Below are 18,984 nucleotides of genomic sequence, written 5' to 3' on the forward strand. Positions count from 1 at the left end.
CCCTACTTTACCGGCTGAGGTGCCCTCCGCCCAAAATGGGCAGTACTACAGGTTCACGACGTCGTTCTTGCCCGGATCGGGGCGCTCGCCGGTAACCATCCCCTTGGCGATTTTGAAGGCGGCCACGACGCGCGGTGTATCCATCGACCAGTACTCGGCAGTGTCCGCGTCGACCTTGATCAGTGCCACCGAGGGATCGTCCTTCCCATCGAACCAGGGCTTCACGGAAGCGCTCCACAGCTCGTCGATCTTCGCCCGATCCTTCGTCAGCATGGCGGTGCCGGCGATGGAAAGGTACCCCTTGTCGCTGCTGATGGACACGTTGACCTGTGGGTTGGCCCGGATGTCGTCCGCCTTCGGAGAGGGATCCTCCGTGAAGAACCACAGGTCGCCGTCGAACTCCGCCTCCTGGACCGCGAGCGGTCGGCTCACGAGCTGACCCTGGGCATTGATAGTGGTCAGGATCGCGATGTCCGCGTCCTTGACGATCTTGATGAGTTCCTTCATGCCGTCCTACTGCGAGTTCATTCCTTCTCCATATTCCTCGTGCTCGTTACTCTTGGTGCTCGTTACTCTTGGTGCTCGTTCGATGTGCTGCGCGAGTGGTCATTCAGTGTGGGGGTGTCCTCCGGTGAAGGCGTCCCAGCTTCCCCCAGCCGCCCGTGACTGAATTCGACCCCGGCGATGACCGCAGGACAGTACCCGGATGTGCCCCTTCCCCGCCCCGCCGAAGCGCGACGAGATCCATCAACGGACCGACGCACGCATCGTAGATTCGGGGGAGCAGCGCATGCAGGGGTATGAAGGTCCGCTGGACCGCCCCCACGATGGTCACCGCGCGGGGGTTTTCAGCACAGCGGAGAATCGCCTGCGCCACCCTGTCAGGGCGGACCACGGGCGGCAGGGGATGCACGTCATGTCCGGTGTAGTTCGCGGCGTGTTGATAGATGGGCGTGTCGATCGTGGCAGGCAGCACGAGTGAGACGTGTAGCTCCGGCGTCTTGCGCAGCTCCTGCCGGAGTACGCGTACCAGGCCGTACAGGCCGAACTTGCTGGCCACATATGCCGATACATAGGGGGACGTGATTCTTGAGTAGACCGAACCGATGAAGATCAAAGTCCCAGTGCCGGCCTCGCGCATGTGCGAGAGCGCATGCCGGGCGGTAGCCGCCGCACCTACCAGGTTGGTGTCGATGATCTTGCTGAACACGTCCGAAGGCGTGGCTTCGAAGGTGCCATAGCCATACACCGAGGCGTTGATCACGCACACGTCGATCCGGCCGAACTCGGCGATGGCCGCTTGCATCAGGGCCGCTACCTGACCCTCATCGCAAACGTCCGTCGGCACGCAGGCCACGCGGGCGCCTCGTTCCCGGCACTCGTTCGTAACTTCCTGCAGGTTTTCCTCACCACGCGCGGCCAGCACCAGGTGGGCTCCCTGCGCAGCGAATGTCCGGGCGGCGGCTCTACCGATACCGCTTCCGGCGCCGGTAATAACGACGACGGCTCCGGCAATACTTCGACCGCGCTTCACGGGACCTCCAGGGAGTTGATAAGCACGCTTATCAACCACACTACGTCAGCCTCTGCGGATAGCGAAGAAGTCCTTCAGAAGCGCAGAGCACTCATCTTCCAGGACCCCGGGGAACACCTCGGTCCAGTGATTCAGGCGACGTTCACGCAAAACGTCGAAGACGGACCCTGAAGCCCCGGCCTTCTCATCCCACGCCCCGAACACGACGCGCGGAATCCGCGCCAGCACGCTGGCTCCCGCACACATCGCACACGGTTCCAGGGTCACCACCAGGGTGCAGCCCTCAAGCCGCCAGGCCCCGATGGCTGCCGCAGCCCGCCGGATGGCCAGGACTTCTGCGTGGGCGGTTGGATCGCCGGTTGCCTCGCGCTCATTCCAACCGGTGCCCAGCACCATCCCGTCAGGACCGACGACGACGGCGCCTATCGGCACGTCCGCCGTCTCGCCAGTGCGCCGAGCGGCTTCCAGCGCCAGTACCATCCACGCGTCGTAGTCCCGGGGCGCAGGAGCAGGGTGGGCGGGCATGAGCCAATGATACTTTTGACCAATGCGCGTTCTGGTTGTCGACCATCCCCTGGTGTCCCACAAGCTGACGGTCCTGAGGGACAAGAACACTCCGTCACCGGTCTTCCGGTTGCTCACCGAGGAGTTGGTAACGCTGCTGGCCTACGAGGCCACCCGGGATGTGCGCGTGGAGCCGGTGCAGATCGAGACTCCGGTGACCACCGCCGTCGGGACGGGCCTGGTGAAGCCGACGCCTCTGGTTGTCCCTATCCTGCGCGCCGGGCTCGGCATGCTTGAGGGAATGACACGCCTCGTGCCCACTGCGGAAGTGGGATTCCTGGGAATGGCGCGCAATGAGGAGACCCTCGAGGCCATCACCTACGCCGAGCGTCTACCGGATGACCTCACCGGCCGGCAGGTGTTTGTTCTCGACCCGATGCTCGCCACCGGCGGCACCCTCCGCGAAGCGATCAAGTTCCTGTTCCGCAGAGGCGCGGCCGATGTTACGTGCATCTGCCTGCTCGCGGCGCCCGAAGGCCTTGAGGCCCTCAGGCAGGAGTTGGAGGGGACCAACGTCACCATCGTGCTTGCCTCGATTGACGAAAAGCTGAACGAGAATGCGTACATCGTCCCCGGTTTGGGCGACGCCGGTGACCGCCTTTACGGCGTCGTAGGTTAGCCTCCCGCTGTCCACAATGTGGTCAGCGGGGTGTGGCACCCGGTTCGCAACCGGTTCACTTTCCAGACGGATTGCTTTGTTCTCTTCGCGAATGCCGCGTACCGTCTGCGATCCGGCGCCGCTGGCACGGCGTGCTTGACGATTAGTCCGGCGGCGTTGCCTGTCCAGAATGCGGACGCTCTACCATTGTTACTTGCGCGTAGCGGATTGTTACGTGCAATAATTCGAATTGTGAACACCAACTCAGCAGCATCTGCAGCCGCAGCTTATTTCCCGGGCGTCTTGCCCGCACAGGGAACTCGCTGCTGTCGAATGTGCGCGTAACGGTTTACCCCACCCTCTTACGCATTTTCTAGCCCAACGGCGGGCTCCACAGAAGCTCCATCCCGACCGGGCACACCCCTGCATTCGAGCCGTGATGACGGCGATTCACCATGAGGTTGTTTAGACATGACCGTTTCTTCCGGATACGTCCACATTTCCCTCCGCAACGCGCAGAACCGCGCCAGCCTTCAACGGCAGGCTTACGGGCAGCGTCCCGGTTTCCCCGCCTACAGCCAGCCAACTGCTGCCGCTTATGCTCCGAGCTACGGACAGCTGAAGCCCGTGCCTTCGCCCGCTGACTCTGCTCAGCCCATCACGGCGCCGGTTCCAGTGGTGACACCCAACGGGATTCCCGGACCGCAGGCGGTCACCGGCGACACCACCGCACGCGGATTCGTGCTGTACGTCGCGCTGGACGAAGACACTGCCGCTGAGCACGACACCACACTGAGCAAGCTGGCACAGGATGTACGGGCCTATGTCCGCACCCTGGTGCCCGGCGCCCAGAGTCACGCTGCAGTTGCGCTTGCTCCGTCAGACGCCGTCGGCACTGACATCGACGTGGTCAGGCAGGCGCTGGGGGACCCGACGGTCAACCGCCGGCCGCGCACCGAGCAGCAGCCCACTCCGCCGCCTGCACCCCGTCCTACCGGTGTCCTGATCGATCTCTCCAGGCGCGAAGTTCACCTGGACGGTGAAATCCTGAACCTGACGTTCAAGGAGTTCGAACTCCTCAACTACCTGGTGGAGAATGCCTCCCGAACCGTGGGGCGCGAGGAACTCCTCAGCGGTCTGTGGCGCAATGCCGATGAGGTGCCTAATGAGCGCACCATTGACGTACACATCCGCCGCCTGCGCTCCAAGCTCGGCCGGCTGGCCAACACCGTCCGCACTGTCCGCGGCCAGGGATACCGGTTCTATGAGCACCCTGAGGTTGTTGTGTGGGCCGCTCCGGAGTACTCCATCTAGCTGCCGCCCGTCACGAAGTAGGGTGAGGGAATGTCCTCACACCACCTGAAGCGCCTGATGCTCCTGCGGCATGCCAAGTCCGACTGGCATGGCGAAGTGGCGGACCATGAGCGCCCGCTCAGTGCGCGGGGGCATCGGGACGCACCGCTCATTGGGCGCTGGATGGTGGAGAACGACGCCGTACCTGACCTGATTTTGACGTCGTCGGCCCTGCGGGCGCGCCAGACCTGCATTTGGGTGTGCCAGGAATTGGGGGAGAAGGCCCCGACGCCCCGGCTGGAGCCGAAGCTCTATGCGGCCAGCGCCACGGAGATGCTGACGGTGATCAACCATGTTCCGGAGACAGCGACGAGCGTCCTCGTGATAGGGCACCTGCCTGGCATTCAGAACCTTGCCATGCGCCTGGCGTCAGCCGATTCGGACGAGGACTCCGTTGTGGACCTGGCCACGCATTACCCAACGGCAGGGCTGAGCGTCCTTAGCCATGGCGGCCGTTGGGCTGAACTCGACGGCCGCGACGCCGATGTGACCAATTTCGTGGTCCGCCGCGCCTAAAGCCCGTACTTCTCGAGCAAACGCAGCCATACCTCGCTGATTGTCGGATACGCAGGCACCGCATGCCAGAGCCGGTGCAGCGGCACCTCCCCGGCAATGGCGATGGTCGCCGCGTGTAGGAGTTCGGCGACGTCCGGGCCGGCGAAGGTGACGCCGACGAGGACGGAGCGGTCTTCGTCCACGATCATCTGGGCCCAGCCCTCGTATCCGTCCGCATGCAGCGAGGAGCCGGCGACCGCGAGTTCGAGCGATGTCTCGCTGACGTTCAGCCCATCCCGTCTGGCCGCCTCGAGGGTTCGGCCCGCCATTGCGATCTCGGGATCCGTGAAGACGACCTGGGGCACCGCATAGGTGTCGGCAGTCGCAGCGAACCGGCTCCAGGGTTCGGGCTGCCCGCTTAGGGAACCGTTGGCTCGCGCAACGATCGCGTCCCCCGTCATCCGGGCCTCGTACTTGCCCTGATGCGTGAGCAGCACCTTCCCGGCTGCATCACCCACGGCATACAGCCACGGGTGGCCGCTGACCTGTCCCGAGTCATCCGTTTCCAAGCCGCGCGGCTCAAGTCCAAACTGTTCGATGCCCAGACCTGACAGGGCCGGACGGCGTCCGGTGGATACCAGAAGCTTCTCCGACTCCACCACGGTGCCGCCGGCCAGGGTCACACGGAACCGGTTGCCGTCGTACGCGACGGAGGTGGTGCCGGTGTTCAGGTGGAGGGTGACGCCGTCGTTCTCGATGCCCTGCTGGACCAGGCGGGTGGCGGGTTCGGGGTAGGAGCCCAGCAGCGCGCTCCGCGCGACGAGGGTCACCGATGAGCCGAGTCGGGCGTAGGCCTGGGCCAGTTCTGTGCCACTGACGCCGCCACCGAGGACGGTGAGGCTTTCGGGAATTTCCTTGGCCGCTGTCGCTTCGCGGGTGCCCCAGTATGGGAGATCCTTCAGGCCATCGATGGGCGGTATGGAGGGCGTGGAGCCGGTCGCAAGAACGACGGCGTGCCGGGCTTCCAGCGTGATGGCGCCGTCGTCGGTGATGACTTCAACGCGACGCTCACCGGTGAGGCGGGCACGTCCGCGGACCAGCGTGATGCCGGCGCCTTCCACCCACTCAACCTGCGAGGAGTCGTCCCAGTGCGATGTGAACTCGTCCCGGCGAGCCAGCACTTGCTGCGCATCCAGTGTGCCCGTCACTGCCTCGCGCGAGCCGGCCACTGCACTAGCGGCGTGCAGCGCAGAGCTTGGCCGTAATAGCGCCTTGGAGGGCATGCAAGCCCAGTAGGAACATTCACCGCCGACGAGTTCGAACTCAACGAGGACAATGGAAAGTCCGCCTTGAGCCACACGGGCGGCAGCGTTCTCGCCGACGGCGCCGGCTCCGATAACAACGACGTCAGGATTTTGGGAAGGGCTCATGGTCCTGAGCCTTTCACTGCGGTGAAGGCTGGGCAAGGGAGCGCGCAATCCCCGGTCGGTCGCACGGAGGTTAAAGCAAAACCGCCCCGGTTTCCCGAGGCGGTTGGACTGGTGCGCGCGAAGGGATTCGAACCCCCAACCTTCTGATCCGTAGTCAGATGCTCTATCCGTTGAGCTACGCACGCATTTCAAAAGTCTTTTGAGTGACTTTCTCATGGCCGTTTGGCCGTAGATAACTTTACAGCCAATCGGCACCTAACGCTAATTGAGCTCAGGAGCGGGAATCTACTGAAAAGTAGTATAGACCGGTCTATGTGACCTTTGTCACAGAGTGAAACGTTATTCTCTTTCGACTTCCGCGGAAACTCGCGGTTTCGGCGCGGCTCAACTCGTACTGTACTCCTGCAATCGCGGTAGTAGCCCGTAATCACGCCCCTAGCATCGATACACACCACCCACCCAACGAAGGGACAAGAAATGGGCGATACCGCGCGACAGCCGCTGCTCGCTGACCGAGTGAATGACCGGGACGCAGCGACAACTGCACCGACAACGCACCAGGAACTGCTGGCATGGGTTGAGGAGACTGCCGCGCTGACACAGCCGGACCGGGTGTATTGGGTCAACGGATCCGAAGAGGAGAATCATCAGCTCAGTGACGAACTGGTCTCCGCCGGAACGTTCACAAGACTCAATTCTGAACTCTTCCCGAACTCCTTTGCTGCGTTCTCCGATCCGGCCGATGTTGCCCGCGTCGAAGAACAAACTTTCATCTGCTCTCGCAACGAGCGCGACGCCGGCTTCACCAACAATTGGATGGACCCGGACGCGATGAAGGAGAAGCTGCGCGGGCTCTTCGCCGGTTCGATGCGCGGCCGAACCATGTACGTGATCCCCTTCGTCATGGGCCATCTGGACGCCACGAGCCCCAAGTTCGGCGTTGAGATCACCGACAGCGCCTATGTTGTGACCTCCATGCGCATCATGGCGACGATCGGCACAGAGGTCCTCGACCGACTGACCGAGCTGAACGCGGAATTCGTTCCGGCGCTGCACTCCGTCGGTGCACCGCTGGAGCCGGGCCAGCAGGACGTGGCGTGGCCGTGCAACGAGGAGAAGTGGATTGTGCACTTCCCGGAGGAACGCTCCATCTGGTCCTTCGGCTCCGGCTACGGCGGGAACGCACTGCTCGGCAAGAAGTGCTACGCGCTGCGGATCGCTTCCGTGATGGCCCGGGACGAGGGTTGGCTCGCCGAGCACATGCTCATCCTGAAGCTCACCTCACCCGCGAACAAGACGTACTACGTCTCGGCTGCGTTCCCATCCGCGTGCGGCAAGACCAACCTGGCCCTGCTGGACCCGACCATCGACGGGTGGAAGGTCGAAACCCTTGGGGATGACATCACCTGGATGCGATTCGGCAAGGAAGGCGAACTTCGCGCGGTCAACCCGGAGGCGGGCCTGTTCGGCGTAGCCCCCGGCACCGGCTGGCAGACCAACCCGAATGCCATGCGCGCCATTGCCAAGGGCAACTCCATCTTCACCAACGTGGCGTTGACCGACGACGGCGGCGTCTGGTGGGAGGGGATGACCGAGGAGGTGCCGGCGCACCTGACGGACTGGCAGGGCAACGACTGGACGCCCACATCAGGCGCCACCGCCGCGCACCCGAACGCACGTTTCTGCACGCCGATCGACCAGATCGACATGCTCGCTGAGGAGTTCAACGATCCTGAGGGTGTCGAGCTGTCGGCCATTCTGTTCGGCGGTCGCCGCAAGACCACGGTTCCGTTGGTCACCGAGTCCCGTGACTGGACCAACGGCATCTTCATGGGCTCCACCCTTTCCTCCGAAACCACGGCCGCCGCTGCAGGAGCAGTAGGTCGGGTGCGTCGTGATCCGATGGCGATGTTGCCCTTCATCGGTTACGACGCCGGTGACTACCTTAGCCACTGGCTGAAGGTGAGTGGGCAGGCAAATCAGGAACGGCTGCCGAAGATTTTCCTCGTCAACTGGTTCCGCCGTACCGCTGACGGCGGTTTCGCGTGGCCTGGCTTCGGTGACAACTCCCGCGTGCTCAAGTGGATCATCGAGCGGCTCGAAGGCCAGGCCGAGGGAGTCGAGACGCCCATTGGGTACGTCCCTGCGCCTGATGCCCTCGACCTGACCGGGTTGGACCTCACGCCGGCGGACGTCGAGCAGGCGGTTCGCGTCGATGCTGACGAGTGGGCAGCAGAGCTCAAGGGTATTGAGGAGTGGTACCAGCAGTTCGGTGATTCCCTCCCGCAGGAGCTTTCCAGCGAATTGCAGCGCCTGAAGGAGCGGTTCGCCGCCTAGGCGGCAGTCAAGACACTTGTGGCCGGTTCTGCTTGAAGGCGGAACCGGCCACACTGCTTATTGACCGAGCAGCTGTTACTGGCGGATCTGCTCCAGGACGGCTGAGGTCAGGTTTTCGAGTGTCTGGGGATTTTCTGCTTCCGCGTTCAGCCGCAGGAACGGCTCCGTGTTGGACGCGCGGAGGTTGAACCACCACGATCCGTCGTCCGCGGTGAAAGTGAGGCCGTCGACTTCGTCGACCGTGACGCCGTCGTTGTCGAATTCCTGGCGCACGCGCGCAATAGCAGCCCGGACGTCGTCGAGCTTGGTGTTGAGCTCGCCGGAGGCAAAGTAGGGCTCGTATTCGCGGCCGAGTTCCGACAGCGGCTCATTCTGCTCGCCGAGCGCCGCAAGAACGTGCATGGCTGCGAGCATGCCGGTGTCAGCATTCCAGAACTCCCGGAAGTAGTAGTGGGCCGAGTGCTCGCCGCCGAAGACTGCGCCTTCCTCGGCCATGACTGCCTTGATGAACGAGTGCCCTACGCGGGTCCGCACCGGGCGGCCGCCCTCCGCACGGACAAGCTCGGGAACCGCACGGGAGGTGATCAGGTTGTGGATGATTACAGGTTCCTGCTCGCCGGCTGCCTGGGCGCGGCGGATCTCCCGGCGCGCAACCATACCGGTGATGGCGCTCGGCGAGACGGGATTGCCCTGCTCATCGATGACGAAGCACCGGTCGGCGTCACCGTCGAATGCGAGGCCGATGTCCGCCCCGTTGCTGACCACGGCCTGCTGCAGGTCATGGAGATTCTCGGGCTCCAGGGGGTTGGCTGGGTGGTTGGGGAAGGTGCCGTCGAGTTCGAAGTAGAGCGGGACAATCTCCAGCGGCAGAGCCTCGAGGAACTCTGCACCAAGAACGGCGGGAGTGGTGAGGCCGGCCATGCCGTTGCCGGCGTCAACGACCACCTTCAGCGGACGGCTTCCGGACAGGTCCACCAGTGAGCGCAGGTACTGTGCGTAATCCTTGAGAACGTCGCGGGAAGAAGTGGAGCCCCGCCGGTCGGCTGACGGGATGGAACCTTCCCCAAGATACTGTTCGGCCAGTTCCCTGATCTCCGCCAGGCCGGACTCGGACGACACCGGGACGGCGCCGGGCCGTGACATCTTCATACCGTTGTACTGCGCGGGGTTGTGGCTGGCGGTGAAGGTGACGCCCGCTGCGTTGAAGGTTCCGCTCGCGTAGTACAACTCATCGGTGGAGATCTGGCCCAGAAAAATAACGTCGGCGCCGCGGGCGGTAGCTCCCTCCGCGAACGCTTCGGAGAACTCAGGGGAGGAAGGACGCATGTCTCCTCCCACCAGGATCGTTTCCCCGGCAAGGCCGATTACATCGACAAAAGCAGCACCTACTGCCCTGACGGACTCCACGGTGATGGTTTCACCGACAATCCCTCGAACGTCATAGGCCTTGAACGATGCGGAAAGGTCGATGGTTGTAGTCACGCTGGAAAGTCTAACCGGTCTGTTACCCGCCACCGCGGGGTGGGGAGTAACAGACGACGACGGTTGTCCACACTCGCGAAGAGGGCCACGGGAGCGTCGGTTGCAACTGCCATACTGGGGCGCATGGCTGAAACAACCACCCTGCACCAGCAGGCGCTCTCTATTCTCCGAACCCTTGTGGGTCGTGAGGATGCCGCTTTCCATGAGGGGCAGTTCGAGGCGATCGAGGCACTGGTTCATGGCGGCCGCCGCGCTCTGGTGGTTCAGCGCACCGGTTGGGGAAAGTCAGCTGTCTACTTCGTTGCGAGCCTCCTGCTGCGTTCGGCCGGTGCCGGGCCCACCCTCATCGTGTCACCGCTGTTGGCCCTGATGCGGGATCAGGTGGCGGCTGCCGAGCGTGCCGGGGTCAGAGCCGCGGCGATCAACTCCGCGAACCAGACGGAGTGGCAGGAAATCACCGCACAGCTTGAAGCGAACCAGCTCGACGTTCTGCTTGTCTCGCCCGAACGGCTCAACAATCCGGGTTTCCGGGAGAATCAGCTCCCCGAACTTATCCGGCGAACCGGGCTGCTGGTGATCGATGAAGCCCACTGCATCTCCGACTGGGGACACGATTTCCGGCCGGACTATCGCCGGCTCCGCGACCTCATCACCACCCTGCCGTCCGGCGTTCCGGTGCTGGCAACTACTGCTACTGCCAACTCGCGGGTGGTCGAGGACGTCGAGGATCAGCTCGGCACTGACGGAACAGCCGTTTATACGCTGCGGGGGGAACTTGCCCGGAAGTCGTTGCGGTTGGGTGTGCTCCGCCTTCCCAGTCCGAAGTCGCGGCTGGCATGGCTGCTGACTCATCTGGGGGAGCTTCCGGGGAGCGGCATCATCTACACCCTTACCGTCTCAGCCGCAGAAGACACAGCGCGGCTCCTGCGTGAAAGCGGTCATGCAGTGCTTGCCTATACAGGGCGCACCGACCCTGCGGACCGCGAATCCGCAGAGCAGGCGCTGAAGAACAACGACGTGAAGGCTCTCGTCGCCACCAGCGCCCTCGGGATGGGATTCGACAAGCCGGATCTTGGATTCGTGGTCCATCTCGGGGCGCCCTCGTCGCCGGTCGCCTACTACCAGCAGGTTGGCAGGGCCGGGCGAGGTACGCCCAACGCAGACGTCCTGCTGCTTCCGGGAAATGAAGACCGCGACATCTGGGAGTACTTCGCTACTGCGTCGATGCCGGCAGAAGACAAGGCGCAGCGCATTCTTGAGGAGCTCGCCGGTGGTGCAGTGCTCTCCACCCCGGCTCTGGAGACCCGCGTCGATGTGCGCCGCTCACCTCTCGAGCTCCTCCTGAAGGTGCTCGATGTGGACGGGGCAGTACGGAAGGTCACCGGCGGGTGGCAGGCAACCGGAAACCGCTGGACCTACGATCGCGAGCGCTACGCCCGCATTTCGCAGGCACGGGTCCACGAACAGAACGCGATGCTCGATTATGAGAACACCGGCAGTTGCCGAATGGAGTTCCTTGCCGCTGCGCTCGACGACCCCTCGGCCGCACCGTGCGGCCGGTGCGACAACTGTGCCGGCCCGTGGTACTCCGATGAGGTTTCGCACGATGCCTCGGAGAGCGCGGGAAGCGCCCTCGGCAGGGTGGGTGTCCTTCTGGAGCCCAGGGGGCAATGGCCGTCCGGGATGGACAAGCTGAATGTGCCCGTCAAGGGCCGTATCGCCGCCGACCAGCAGGTCTCCGCCGGTCGCGCGCTGGCTCGCATGACCGACCTCGGGTGGGGCAACCGGGTGCGAGAACTCCTGGCAGATGCAACGGAGGATGCGGCACTGGATCCTGCCGCCGCGCAGGCCTGTGTCCGTGTTCTGTCGGAGTGGCACTGGGACACCCGCCCGGTAGCGGTGGTCAGCATGCCATCCCGACGGCGTCCCCTCCTCATCCGATCACTCGCCGAGGGCCTGGCCGGAGTCGGACGTATTCCGTACCTCGGCGCACTGCAGTTGCCGCAGGGATGGCCAAGCGGCAGCTCCGGCGGCAACAGCGCGTTCCGTCTCGCCTCGGTATGGGAAAAGTTCGCGGTGCCAGAGGAAGGCCGAGCCTGGTTCGGAGCGAACCCGGGGCCGGTGCTGTTGGTCGATGACCTGGCGGACAGCCGCTGGAGTATCACCGTCGCCGGAAGGGCGCTCCGGCAGGCGGGTGCTCAGGAGGTGCTTCCCTTCGTGCTCGCGCTCAAGGCCTGACGCGGCCGGTGGAGGCACCCGCCCCGCACCGGTTGAACCAAAAGAAAAGGCGCCCTGGGAGTTGATTTCTCAATTCGCAGGGCGCCTGATCCAAACGCGGAGACGGGGGGATTTGAACCCCCGGTGGGCTTTAGACCCACACTTCATTAGCAGTGAAGCCCATTCGGCCGCTCTGGCACGTCTCCAGCAGCTATTACTAGCCACCCAAGACTACCCAGAACCTCCGGGCAAGAGCAAAATCAGCCAAGCTACAGCCCGCCGGTCAAGGCCTTCCACACGAACTCGTAGGACATGGCATGCATGCGCGCAGCCTGGCGGTTATCCGACGCGCCCGCATGTCCACCTTCGAGTGCCTCGTGGAACCACACGTTCTCCACACCGAGCGACTTCATTCGTGCAGCCATCTTGCGCGCCTGCACCGGGCCAACCCGATCGTCACTCGTGGCCGTCCAGATCAGGGTCTTCGGGTACTTCCTACCCTCCTGCAAGCGGTGGTACGGGGAGAACGTCTGAACGTATTCCCACTGCTCCGGGTTGTCAGGATCACCGTACTCGGCGATCCACGAGTACCCCGCGGAAAGCTTGGTGTACCGCTTCATGTCGAGCAGCGGCACGCCGCACGAGATTGCCCCGAACAGGTGCGGATACTGCGTCAGCATGTTCCCGACCAGCAGGCCGCCGTTGCTCCTGCCCGTGCAACCGAGTAGTTCGGGGCTGGTGACGCCGCGGTCCACCAGATCCTGCGCAATCGCGGCAAAGTCCTCGTAGGCGCGGTGCCGGTTGGCATGCAGGGCCGCCTGATGCCACGCCGGGCCGTATTCACCGCCACCGCGAATGTTCGCCAGTACATACACGCCTGAGCGGCCGTCACCGGTTCGGCGTTCCAGCCAGCCCCGCCCGATGACCCCGCTGTACGCCGGCGTCATGGCATGCTCAAATCCTCCGTACCCGGAGAGCAGGGTCGGGTTGCCGCCGTCGAGCACGAGGCCCTTCGGCGCGACCTGGAAGTAAGGCACCCGGGTGCCGTCAGCGGACACTGCGAAGTGCTGCTCCACCTCGAACGCAGACTCATCGAAGTACGACGGCGACGCCTTGACTTCCTCGTGACCCCCGCCGATGGTGCCGCGCACCACCGTGGTAGGCGTCAGGAATCCGGTGGCGACAAGCCAGTAGTCGTTACCGGCGTCGTCGTCCTCGTCATCCACGGCGTACGCGTCCACCGAGTGGAGGGGCGGGCACGCGTCCAGCAATTCTGAAGACCAACCATCGGCTGGATTGAGGACGCGGATTTCCGAGGAGACATCCTTCAGCAGGTTCAGCAGGAGGCGGTCGCGGGTCCAGCTCCACGACTGCAGGGCCGTGTGCTCGTCGGGCTCGAAGACGGTTGTCAGTGCGCGTTGCCCGCTCAGGAAAGCTTCCAACGGCGCGGCCTGGAGGGAGCCGCCACGGTACGTTACACCGTCCAGCTCGAAGTCGGTTCTGGGCCGCAGCACCAGCCATTCCCGGTGCAGCGACACGTTGACGTCATCCGGAACGTCGACATGCACCCACTCACCGTCGCGGCGCAGATACGTGCGGCTGGAGTAGAAGTCAACGATGTGCGCGGCGATGTCACGCTCGAATCCCGGGGTCTGGTCATGCATCACCACGGCCATCATCGAGGTTTCCGGAATTTCGAAATACAGCTCCGCAGAATCAAGCTCCTCCCCACGGCGGAGGGTGCGCACGGTGCGCGGGTAGGAGCTCGTGGTCATTGTTCCGGGGCCAAAATCCGTGCCGATGTGAAGCGCATCCGGTCCGGCCCAGCTGATCCTGCTCTTCGCCACCGGGATGTCGAAGCCGCCCTCCACGAACGCGCGGTCAACGACGTCGTACTCGCGGTACCGCTGCGCGTCGCCGCCGTCCGGCGAAAGCGCGATGAGCACGCGCCGATAGGGCTCGCCCTCGTCGGGGCGCAGGAACATGGCTCCGCCCCACACCCATTCCTTCTCCTCGTCTGCCGCCAGGGCATCCACGTCGAGAAGGACGTCCCACTCCGGCGCGTCCGTCAGGTAGCTGTCCCAGGTGGTCCGCCGCCACAAGCCCTTCGGGTGATCTTTGTCACGCCAGAAGTTGTAATAATGCCCGCCGCGCTTGGAAACCATCGGAATGCGGTCCGTGGCATCGAGTACCTCAAGGAGTCGCTGTTCAGATGCTAGGAACTCCGGGTTGACGAGAGCTTCCTCTGTCACGGAGTTCTCGCTGCGCACCCATTCCAGGGGCTTCTCTCCGTAGATGTCCTCCAGCCAGAGGAACTCATCCTCAAGTGCAGAGTCGGGCTGCTGCGTGGTGTGCGTCATACCGTTATCTTAGGCAACCTGCCCCATTTTCTCTCGGTACCGACCGGGTCTGCCCATTGGCGATGCCACCTGATTAGATAGATCCAGTCTGGATAGTGCCGGGGTAGCGCCACACGTCCGCCGTCCCGGATTCCACCCGCTCCGCAGCACCTGGAGGCAGAATGAATACGGCCACAAGCACTGATCTGGACAGTGCAGACACGCACATCGCGGATACCCATGAAGTGATCCGGGTGCAGGGAGCCCGCGAAAACAACCTCAAAGACATCAGTGTGGAGATCCCCAAGCGGCGACTGACGGTATTCACCGGCGTCTCCGGATCGGGCAAGAGCTCCCTGGTCTTCGCAACCATCGCCGCCGAGTCCCAGCGGATGATCAACGAGACCTACAGCGCCTTCGTGCAGGGGTTCATGCCTTCGCTTGCCCGGCCGGAAGTCGATCTGCTCGAGGGGTTGACGACTGCCATCATCGTCGACCAGGAGAGAATGGGAGCCAACCCGCGCTCCACCGTGGGAACGGCGACGGATGCCAACGCCATGCTCCGCATCCTCTTCAGCAGGTTGGGGTCGCCGTATGTCGGTCCACCTACCGCGTATTCCTTCAATGTGCCGACGCGCAAGGCCAGCGGTGTCATGTCCACCGACAAGGGCGGCCGCGTGGAGAAGAGCGTGGTCAGCCAGGCGGTATACCTCGGTGGCATGTGCCCGAGATGCGAGGGCATGGGCAACGTCAGCGACATTGACCGCACCGCTCTCTACGACGAGGCCAAGACGCTCGCCGACGGGGCGCTGACCGTCCCCGGCTACTCGATGGACGGGTGGTACGGAAGGTTGTTCGAGGGCATGGGGCTGCCCATGGACAAACCGATCGAGAAGTTCACCAAGAAGCAGCTCGACACGATGCTGTATGCGGAGCCCACCAAGATCAAGGTCGAAGGCGTCAACCTCACGTTCGAGGGGATTATCCCGAAGATACAGAAGTCGATGCTTTCCAAGGACCCGGAAGCCATGCAGCCGCATGTGCGTCGGTTCGTTGAGCGCGCCGTGACGTTCCAGACCTGCCCCGAGTGCGAGGGAACACGGCTCACCCAGGCGGCTCTGTCCTCGAAGATCCAGGGCAAGAACATCGCCGAGCTCTGCACCATGCAGATCAGCGATCTTGCACAGTGGCTCCGGGACCTCAAGGAGCCTTCCGTTGCACCGTTGCTCAAAGGGCTTCAGCACCTTCTCGACTCGTTCGCCGAAATCGGGCTGGGTTACCTTTCCCTCGACCGGCCGGCCGGCACGCTCTCGGGCGGCGAGGCGCAGCGGACCAAGATGATCCGGCACCTGGGATCCTCACTCACCGATGTCACGTATGTCTTCGACGAGCCGAGCATCGGCCTCCATCCGCACGACATCGAGCGCATGAATAAACTGCTGCTGCAGTTGCGGGACAAAGGCAATACTGTGCTGGTCGTTGAGCACAAACCCGAGACCATCACGATCGCCGATCACGTTATCGACCTGGGGCCCGGGGCCGGAACCGGGGGCGGAGCGGTCTGTTACGAGGGAACTGTCGAGGGACTGCGGGAAAGTGACACCATCACCGGTCGCCATCTCGACGACCGCGCCAGGCTCAAGGAGCAGGTCCGTTCCCCGAAGCAGGTGCTGGAGATCAGGGGAGCTTCAACGCACAACCTGCAGAACGTCGACGTCGATGTCCCCCTGGGGGTCCTGTGTGTGGTCACGGGCGTGGCCGGTTCCGGCAAGAGCTCGCTGATCCACGGATCCGTTGCACAGCGCGATGGCGTTGTAGTGATCGACCAGGCGGCCATCCGTGGCTCCCGGCGAAGCAACCCCGCCACCTATACCGGACTTCTTGAGCCCATCCGCAAGACGTTCGCGAAGGTCAACGGCGTCAAACCCGCTCTGTTCAGTTCCAACTCGGAGGGTGCCTGCTCCACCTGTAACGGCGCAGGGGTGATCTACACCGACCTGGGCGTGATGGCGACCATGGAATCCCCGTGCGAAGAATGTGAAGGCAGGCGATTCCAGGCCTCAGTACTTGAGTACACAGTGGGTGGAAAGAACATCTCCGAAGTGCTTGCCATGCCCGTTTCGGAGGCGGTCGGGTTTTTCGGGGACGGCGAGGCCCGTACCCCCGCCGCCCACAAGATCCTCGAACGGATGGCCGACGTCGGCCTCGGCTATCTCAGCCTGGGGCAGCCGCTCACCACACTGTCCGGCGGCGAGCGGCAACGGCTCAAGCTTGCCACCCAGATGGGGGAGAAGGGTGACATCTATGTCCTTGACGAGCCGACGACCGGACTTCACCTGGCCGACGTCGAGCAGCTGCTTGGGCTGTTGGATCGCCTCGTCGACTCTGGGAAATCAGTCCTGGTCATTGAGCATCACCAGGCGGTGATGGCGCACGCAGACTGGATTATCGATCTCGGTCCGGGCGCCGGGCACGACGGAGGCACAGTGGTCTTCGAGGGAACGCCGGCCGACCTCGTCGCTGAGCACTCCACGCTGACAGGCAAGCATCTGGCGGCATACGTAGCCACGGGATGAGGGCCATGCGGGCGATGAATCGGTTGAACAGAAGCTCAGCGCACGGCGGATAACCTAGATGGATGGAGACAACGCGGGCTGTACAGGTGGCCATTATCGGCGCCGGCCCGCGTGGTATCTCCGTTCTCGAGCGCCTCATCGCGAACTGGCGCGCACAGGCCGAGGTTGATCGTTCCGTCGTCACCGTCCACCTGATCGATCCTCACCACCCCGGCCCCGGTCATGTCTGGCGCACCGACCAGTCGCGGCACTTCCTCATGAACACCCCGGCACTGTTTCCCACTGTCGTGCCGGTCGGTCAGGCCGCCGCCGAACGTGCGCAGTCGCCCGTGCCACTGTCCTTTGACGACTGGCGGCAGCGCATGGACGCGGCTCCTGATGCGCGCCTGAGCGATGCGGACCGTTCGGAGCTTCGATCGCTCAGCTCGGTGGACTTTCCGAGCAGGGCGATCTATGGGCGATATCTCGAATGGATCTTCTCGTCTTTGACGGGCTCGCTGGGGGACGGCTTCGATGTCATCGTGCATTCCTGCGAGGCCCAGCATGTCGAGGCGCTGCCTGCAGGTTTTCGGATCGAACTCAGCGAGGGCAGCACGGTGGCGAGCGACGCCGTCGTACTGGCTATGGGCCACCTTCCCGCCCAACTCAACCCCGAGCAGGAAGCCCTGCGCGACGGCGCAGCGCGGCTTGGCCTTCAGTACTGGGCCCCCAACGTGCCGGCCGACGCCGATTGGAACCGGCTCCCGGCCCGCAAGCGTGTCCTGTTCCGCGGGCTCGGCCTGAACTTCTTCGACATCATCACTCACCTCACGGAAGGCCGTGGCGGCAGATTCGTGACGAGCGGTGAACCCGCGGGCAGGGCGCTGACCTACCAGCCCTCCGGTAGGGAGCCTCTGGTGATTGCCGCGTCGCGCCGAGGAACTCCGTACCGCGCGAAAGCGAAGCTCGACAGTTATGTTCCACGCAGTGTGCAGCTCCGCTACTGCACGCTTGAACGCGCCGGCAGCTTCGCAGCGAACGGGATTCAGCCCGGTTTCGACCACGACCTGTGGCCGCTGCTCCACCGGGACGCCGTGTGGGCGTACTACAGCACGCTGGCCCGGATCTCCGGGCTTCCCGATTCGTTCTGCGCGTCGCTTCGGGACGTGCTCGACGACTCTGACAGGGCCTGGCCACGGCGGTTGGAGGATCTTCTTGAGGCAACCGTCCCGCCTGCCGACCGGCTTGATCTCGAAGCGCTGGCACAGCCTTTCGGGAGGCACCGGTTTGCGTCCTCCGACGAGTACAACCGGGCGGTGCTGGATTATCTCGAGAAGGACGCGGCCGGCTCCGACCGCGGCGAAGATGACCCTCTGAAGATGGCCATCGGTGCGATGAACGCCGGGCGGTCCGTCATCAAGCAGGTCGTCGCTGACGGCGGCCTCACTGAGGCCTCCTGGACCGCTGAATTGCGCGGCTGGTTCGAGCCGCTCGTCGAAGGTCTTGCGAGCGGACCGCCCGCATTGCGGATAGAGCAGTTGGCTGCATTGGCAAGGGCGGGCATCGTACGCTTTGCAGGTCCTGCTCCGCGATTCGAGCTCGACGCCGAATCAGGTCGGTTTGCTGTCTCCTCGCCCTGGGTGGATGGAGGCAAGTACGAGGCCGGTGCCCTCGTTGAAGCCATGATGCCCGCCAACCGTGTAACCCAGAATCAGACCGTCCTCCTTCGCCGGTTGCTCGAGGACGGGCTTGTTCGTGCGCGAACCACTATGTCCGAAGACGGTGTGCCTGAAGTTTCCCCGGGCCTCGACGTGACCAAGCCGCCATACCGTGCGGTGGGCGCGAACGGTCTCGTGCAGGAGAACCTTTTCGTTCTCGGCCTTCAGCTGAGTTCCGTGCAATGGGGAACTGCGATTGCTGCCGAGGCCGGTGCATCGCTGGATGCCGGGGGCCGGACCCTCCGCGATGCCGATGACATCGCCTTGGCTGTCCTCGGCCGACAGTAGCGGGTATCCCAGATAACAACAAGAAGCGCCCCTCCACTGCTGCGAAGGGGCGCTTCCTGTGTGAGTTAGTTCAA

Annotated in this window: 13 protein-coding genes and 2 tRNA genes; 7 read left to right on the top strand and 8 right to left on the bottom strand. The window is 63.8% G+C overall.

Annotated features, from left to right (window positions below):
- Window positions 1-45: 45 nt before the first annotated feature.
- The 3 genes from RIF85_RS00385 to tadA all read right to left on the bottom strand — a co-directional run bounded on the left by RIF85_RS00385 (window position 46) and on the right by tadA (window position 2,059).
- Entirely contained in the window at window positions 46-507 is a 462-nt protein-coding gene (locus RIF85_RS00385) for a pyridoxamine 5'-phosphate oxidase family protein (protein ID WP_309069923.1), read from the bottom strand.
- 103 nt (window positions 508-610) lie between these two features.
- Window positions 611-1,534 (bottom strand): SDR family NAD(P)-dependent oxidoreductase, encoded by a 924-nt coding sequence (locus tag RIF85_RS00390; RefSeq protein ID WP_309069924.1) that lies wholly within the window; start codon window positions 1,532-1,534, stop codon window positions 611-613.
- Window positions 1,535-1,579: 45 nt separating this feature from the next.
- The gene (gene tadA / locus RIF85_RS00395) at window positions 1,580-2,059 is read right to left on the bottom strand and encodes a tRNA adenosine(34) deaminase TadA (RefSeq protein WP_309069925.1); all 480 of its coding nucleotides are present in this window, start codon (window positions 2,057-2,059) and stop codon (window positions 1,580-1,582) included.
- Between the two features lie 22 nt (window positions 2,060-2,081).
- On the opposite strand from tadA, the gene upp reads away from it, so the two are divergent.
- The 3 genes from upp to RIF85_RS00410 all read left to right on the top strand — a co-directional run bounded on the left by upp (window position 2,082) and on the right by RIF85_RS00410 (window position 4,565).
- Complete coding sequence (gene upp, locus RIF85_RS00400) at window positions 2,082-2,717, top strand: uracil phosphoribosyltransferase (RefSeq protein ID WP_299167573.1); 636 nt, start codon at window positions 2,082-2,084, stop codon at window positions 2,715-2,717.
- Between the two features lie 450 nt (window positions 2,718-3,167).
- Window positions 3,168-4,010, top strand: coding sequence for a winged helix-turn-helix domain-containing protein (locus RIF85_RS00405; RefSeq protein ID WP_309069926.1), 843 nt, complete (start codon window positions 3,168-3,170; stop codon window positions 4,008-4,010).
- Window positions 4,011-4,040: 30 nt separating this feature from the next.
- Window positions 4,041-4,565, top strand: a complete 525-nt coding sequence (locus RIF85_RS00410) for a histidine phosphatase family protein (protein ID WP_309069927.1) — start codon at window positions 4,041-4,043, stop codon at window positions 4,563-4,565.
- Here RIF85_RS00410 and RIF85_RS00415 read toward each other — a convergent pair.
- On the bottom strand, window positions 4,562-5,974 hold the full coding sequence (locus tag RIF85_RS00415; RefSeq protein WP_309069928.1) for an NAD(P)/FAD-dependent oxidoreductase: 1,413 nt from the start codon (window positions 5,972-5,974) through the stop codon (window positions 4,562-4,564). The two genes, RIF85_RS00410 and RIF85_RS00415, sit on opposite strands and share 4 nt — an antisense overlap.
- Before the next feature lie 109 nt (window positions 5,975-6,083).
- Window positions 6,084-6,159 (bottom strand) — tRNA-Arg (locus RIF85_RS00420).
- Window positions 6,160-6,451: 292 nt separating this feature from the next.
- Between RIF85_RS00420 and RIF85_RS00425 the strand changes: the two genes are divergently transcribed.
- A complete protein-coding gene (locus RIF85_RS00425; RefSeq protein WP_309069929.1) occupies window positions 6,452-8,311 on the top strand; it encodes a phosphoenolpyruvate carboxykinase (GTP) in 1,860 nt (619 codons plus the stop codon).
- 75 nt (window positions 8,312-8,386) lie between these two features.
- On the opposite strand, the gene RIF85_RS00430 is transcribed toward RIF85_RS00425, so the two are convergent.
- Complete coding sequence (locus tag RIF85_RS00430) at window positions 8,387-9,793, bottom strand: phosphomannomutase/phosphoglucomutase (protein WP_309069930.1); 1,407 nt, start codon at window positions 9,791-9,793, stop codon at window positions 8,387-8,389.
- Between the two features lie 123 nt (window positions 9,794-9,916).
- Here RIF85_RS00430 and RIF85_RS00435 point away from each other — a divergent pair, with 123 nt between their 5' ends.
- On the top strand, window positions 9,917-12,031 hold the full coding sequence (locus tag RIF85_RS00435) for a RecQ family ATP-dependent DNA helicase (RefSeq protein WP_309069931.1): 2,115 nt from the start codon (window positions 9,917-9,919) through the stop codon (window positions 12,029-12,031).
- Window positions 12,032-12,128: 97 nt separating this feature from the next.
- Here RIF85_RS00435 and RIF85_RS00440 read toward each other — a convergent pair.
- Window positions 12,129-12,216, bottom strand: a tRNA-Ser gene (locus RIF85_RS00440).
- A 63-nt stretch (window positions 12,217-12,279) separates the two neighbouring features.
- On the bottom strand, window positions 12,280-14,370 hold the full coding sequence (locus RIF85_RS00445; protein WP_309069932.1) for a prolyl oligopeptidase family serine peptidase: 2,091 nt from the start codon (window positions 14,368-14,370) through the stop codon (window positions 12,280-12,282).
- A gap of 161 nt (window positions 14,371-14,531) precedes the next feature.
- Here RIF85_RS00445 and RIF85_RS00450 point away from each other — a divergent pair, with 161 nt between their 5' ends.
- The gene (locus RIF85_RS00450) at window positions 14,532-16,925 is read left to right on the top strand and encodes an excinuclease ABC subunit UvrA (RefSeq protein ID WP_309069933.1); all 2,394 of its coding nucleotides are present in this window, start codon (window positions 14,532-14,534) and stop codon (window positions 16,923-16,925) included.
- A gap of 62 nt (window positions 16,926-16,987) precedes the next feature.
- Window positions 16,988-18,910, top strand: coding sequence for an FAD/NAD(P)-binding protein (locus RIF85_RS00455; RefSeq protein ID WP_309069934.1), 1,923 nt, complete (start codon window positions 16,988-16,990; stop codon window positions 18,908-18,910).
- Window positions 18,911-18,984: the final 74 nt, after the last annotated feature.

This window comes from Arthrobacter sp. (assembly GCF_031179385.1).
Lineage (GTDB): Bacteria > Actinomycetota > Actinomycetes > Actinomycetales > Micrococcaceae > Arthrobacter_D.